The 4116-nt window shown below is 59.5% G+C and carries 6 protein-coding genes; 5 read left to right on the forward strand and 1 reads right to left on the reverse strand.

Features of this window, described 5'->3' with window-relative positions; all coding sequences use genetic code 11:
* Nucleotides 1-461, reverse strand: a 461-nt coding sequence (locus tag P9M14_12810; GenBank protein MDP8256624.1) for a DUF2924 domain-containing protein, incomplete at its 3' end; no start/stop codon positions are given.
* Nucleotides 462-786: 325 nt separating this feature from the next.
* Here P9M14_12810 and lexA point away from each other — a divergent pair.
* The 5 genes from lexA to P9M14_12835 form a co-directional block, all read left to right on the forward strand.
* Entirely contained in the window at nt 787-1395 is a 609-nt protein-coding gene (gene lexA / locus P9M14_12815) for a transcriptional repressor LexA (protein MDP8256625.1), read from the forward strand.
* A 204-nt stretch (nt 1396-1599) separates the two neighbouring features.
* Complete coding sequence (locus P9M14_12820; GenBank protein ID MDP8256626.1) at nt 1600-1806, forward strand: hypothetical protein; 207 nt, start codon at nt 1600-1602, stop codon at nt 1804-1806.
* Nucleotides 1807-1885: 79 nt separating this feature from the next.
* Nucleotides 1886-2623 carry a hypothetical protein gene (locus P9M14_12825; GenBank protein ID MDP8256627.1) on the forward strand — a complete coding sequence of 246 codons (738 nt, stop codon included), beginning with the start codon at nt 1886-1888 and terminating at the stop codon, nt 2621-2623.
* 128 nt (nt 2624-2751) lie between these two features.
* Nucleotides 2752-3174 (forward strand): hypothetical protein, encoded by a 423-nt coding sequence (locus tag P9M14_12830; protein ID MDP8256628.1) that lies wholly within the window; start codon nt 2752-2754, stop codon nt 3172-3174.
* On the forward strand, nt 3171-4116 hold a 946-nt coding region (locus tag P9M14_12835; protein ID MDP8256629.1), incomplete at its 3' end, for a PD-(D/E)XK nuclease family protein. The genes P9M14_12830 and P9M14_12835, both read left to right, overlap by 4 nt.

Below are 4116 nucleotides of genomic sequence, written 5' to 3' on the forward strand. Positions count from 1 at the left end.
AACAGGAACCCGTTCCAGTGCGAGCCCGTGATTGCTCGGGCCACCGCCGACAGCGAGCGATACGGCTTGTCCTGGTACTCGAAGCCGTGCTCCAGGACCTTTACCCGATGGGTTTCATCCCCATACCCCCTGGTGATCACCGTGCCGGGAAGCGGCAGCCTGCGGTCCCGCGAGCCGCTCTTCAGCTTGACGATCTTTTTTCCAGGGTCCTCGAGAGGTAGGCTTTTCGGCGGCCTGATGCGTACCCGGGTGTCGTCCACGAGTTCGGCGGCCCGCCGCTTGGCTCGTTCCGACAGGCCACCAAAGGCCAGCTCCTGAATTCGCCAGGCGATCTTTTTGAACAGGTACTGCTTGTGGCGGCCGCGGGTCTCCTCGCCGAAAACATCGAGGTACTTGGCCTGCAGTTCGCCCACTGTCATGTGGAGCAGGGCCTCGATCTGGGCCGGGATCGAATCGGTCATGCGGGTTCTCCTTTCTTGCCTGGTGTCAACCAGTCAGGCGCGGTTCGATCACTCACTTCGGTGCGCGGAACAGTCAAGGGAGTTCTGTTTAACTGCTGGTTTTTCAAAGACATCCTCAGGTAACCCCGGGCCAGGATCGAGCAAAGTTCATTAAATCCACCATCTTGCTGATGATTGTGCCGGTGGGGAGTAGTTGGATTCATCGTCTGATGCCCTCCTACTCTTAAAAGCAGTCCACCCCCCGAAACGTGACACTATTTTTTTCTTAGCCTCTTGACCCGTAACTTGTTCCGGCATATCGTCCCGGCCAGATGGATGGACACAGATGAGCAACCTGCCCAAACGCCAGCGCGAAATCGTCGAGCTGATTCGGCAGCGCATCCAGGAACGGAGCGCGCCGCCTACGCTGCTCGAAATCGGACAGCACTTCGGCATCGGCATCTCCACGGCGCAGGAGCACGTCAGCGTGCTGGAGTCCAAGGGCGTGATCGAGCGGGTCAAGAGCCGAGCCCGCGGAATCCGGCTGCTCGAGCAGGAGGCGTTCACTCCGCGCTCGATTCCGATCATGGGTCTTACCACCGCTGGGCAGCCTACCCTGGCCTTCGAGAGTCACGAGGGGCACTTGGCTGTGGACGGCTCGCTGATCAAGGGCGAGCGAGTGTTCGCGCTGAAGGTCCAGGGCGACAGCATGATCGAGGCCGGAATCCTGGACGGCGACATGGCGATCATCCGCCAGCAGGAGGAGGTCGAGAACGGCAGCCCCGCCCTGGTGCTGGTCGATACAGAGGAAGCAACGATCAAGATGATCTATCGCCGTGGCCGGAAAGTGGAGTTGCGCCCCGCCAACCCGACCATGGAGTCAATACTGTTAGATGCCCGGCGCGTTCGCATCCAGGGGAAAGTGATCGGAGTTTTTCGCGCCTACAGCCACTGAGGGTCAGCCGCCCTCGCATGTAAAGAAACAACCCTGAAGGGTTGAGATACCTTCACCACGGGAGATCAGCTCCCGTGAACTAAGGCCCACTCCCGGGTAGAAATGCCGCAGGGGGGCGGGCCTTTTTCCGTTTAGGCGTAGCGGTCTAGCTGCGCGTTTGATGGTTTGTCCGCAAACGCGGACGTTATGCAACGGGAGACCTCCATGTGCAGAAGATGGTCGTGTGAGAACTGCGGCAAACTGCTGGGCACGTTTGCCGACGGCAGAGTCAATTTCCGCGTGCGAAAAAGCCAGTACACCGCGACGGTCAGCAACGGCACGACCTTGATCGAAGCCGTCTGCCCCAAGTGCTCGCGGCTCAATGAGTTAAAGGTGAAATCGGCAGCAATTAAGAAGCCTGTTACGCAGTAATTAAAAATCCCCAGAGGCGCTAGACGCCCATTCGTAGGTTCTGCGAGGTGCTCGACGCCCGGCCTAAGAGGTCGGCGTCTTGCATCCATGGCAGTCTCTGCGGCAGGAGCTGGGCCAAAAGGCTCACCACAATTTTCACACAATCCGCGCGGCCCAAGAGTCGCTGGATCGGTTTTCATGCGCGGACGAGCTGCTCGAGTTTCTGCACGATCGGACGGCTGGCGATGCGGAGCAGAAAAATCGCATCCTGGCCGCGCTAATTCAATGTACCCATGATTTTCCAGACCTGTTCGCCAGTGTCCGCGCCGTGCTGTTCGTGGCCCTGTTCCCGGCGCTCGACCGGGTTTTCCATGCCCTGCTCCCACATGTCCGCAATACTCGCAATCCCGCTGCCAGACTAACCAACGACATCTTCTGGGCGTTTCACCTGGAAATCGAGACCTGGGATTTCGAGGCCCGCAGCAGGGTGGCGGCCACGCTCCAGCTCAATGTCCGCCGCAAGATCAAGCACATGTACCTGGCGGAAACCGCCCCCACGGCATCGCCGGCCATTTCCCGGGACAGCGCGGCCGGGGAACAGGATTTAACAGATTCGGACATACCGAAACTGTACGAAATCCTACGCTCCGTGCCCAAACTCAGGATCACTGACATTGAGCTGGTAATTGGCCGGCTGGTCCAGGGCCGCTCGTTTGTCGCCCTCTCCCAACATCTCGGAATCAAAGAGGTAACCGCCAGACAGCGGTTCCACAGAGCCATCAAGAGACTGCGCTACAAAAAAAACTTCCAACTTTTTATGTCACGTCGGAGGGGGTGAGGTGCTTTTAAGAGTAGGAGAACAAAACCGCCATGAAACAGGGCCAGCAAAAGATTTCTCAAAAAAAAGTGTCACGAAACACACCCCGGCCTGCTTTTAAGAATAGGAGGCAACAGCGCGAGAAGACAATGAGTACTGCGGCATTACAAAAGTTCATCATGGAGCACTTCCAAGCCCATGCCATCAAGGGCGATCTCAAGCCTGGCCGCAAATACCAGGTTATCGAGACCTCACCCACGCAGATGATAATCCGTACGCGCGGCAAGAACAGCCGCCGGGTCCAGACGCTGTTCGCGGACCTGGTGACCTGCAAAAGCCTGCGCTACGGCGAGTTCCGCCGCGTCGATCTGTTCTGGGGAGTCGGGCGCAAGGACAAGGAAGCCGGCGCGAAGCCCCACCGGACAAAGCGCGCGGCCGCGGACGGCGACACCTTCAGCGTCTCTATTCCGGTGCCGGAGTTCACGGCCGACGGTGACCCAATTCCTGTGGACACATTCATCTCCAGTGGCCTCGGCCTGTCCGCTCGATCCCGAAAGGAAAAAGCCTCATGACCAATCCGCGCATGACGTCCACGTATTCGATGTGGAGCGCGTTCCGCAACTGCCGCATGGCGTGCAAGCTGCGCTACCTCGATTATCTCGTACCGCTGACATTCGATCCCAATTTGAGGTTCGGCTCGGCGATTCATCAGTTCCTTGAATGCTGGCATCGGGACCGCGACCTCGCCCAGGTGCTCGACCTGATCGACCGCTCGTATCCGAACCGCGCGGCCGACGAGGATCAGCAGCGCGACTGGCATCTGGCCACGGCGATTATGCGGGGCTACGCCACGCGGTATCCGGCTGAAGAGTTCGAAGTCGTCGAACTGGAAAAGAAGTTTGAGGGCGAGATCGTCAACCCGGCGACCGGTGCAACGTCGCGCAGCTTCACCCTGGCAGGCAAAATCGACGGCCTCGTCAGGATCGGCGACGACCACTTCCTGCTGGAGCACAAGACCGCGTCGCAGCTCGACTCGGGATACATCGAGCGGTTGTGGACCGATTTTCAGATCACGCTGTACTCCTGGTACGTCGAACAGGCTCTCGGCCTGCGCATCGCCGGCGTCCTCTACAACATCATCCTCAAGGCCAGGCTCCAGCAGTCAAGGGGCGAGACCGAGGCCGAGTTTGAATCCCGCCACGCCGCGCTAATCGCCAAGTCCAAGACCGGAAAATCCTCGGCAAAGCGCCGTATGCCGGAAACCGACGACGAATTCCAGGCGCGGCTCGCTGCCAAGTATGACGAGCAGGGGATGTTTCACAGGGAGGTCATCTACATCTCCCGCGACCGCTTCGCCGAGCTCCAGGCCGAGCTTTGGGAGCTGACCCAGAACTTCCTCGACGCCCGCCGCCGCAACTCCTGGTACCAGAACACATCGCAGTGCTTCCAGTACGGCAGGCCCTGCAGCTACTTCCCGCTGTGCCGCTCGGGCTGCTCGCCGCTGGTCCGTGATA

It is taken from the genome of Candidatus Alcyoniella australis (assembly GCA_030765605.1).
GTDB classification, from domain to species: Bacteria; Lernaellota; Lernaellaia; order JAVCCG01; family Alcyoniellaceae; genus Alcyoniella; species Alcyoniella australis.

What these genes read in the sequence shown, in the direction of transcription:
- lexA (MDP8256625.1), top strand. Translation starts at nt 787, where the DNA reads ATGAGCAACCTGCCCAAACGCCAGCGCGAAATCGTCGAGCTGATTCGG.
- P9M14_12820 (MDP8256626.1), top strand. Translation starts at nt 1,600, where the DNA reads ATGTGCAGAAGATGGTCGTGTGAGAACTGCGGCAAACTGCTGGGCACG.
- P9M14_12830 (MDP8256628.1), top strand. Translation starts at nt 2,752, where the DNA reads ATGAGTACTGCGGCATTACAAAAGTTCATCATGGAGCACTTCCAAGCC.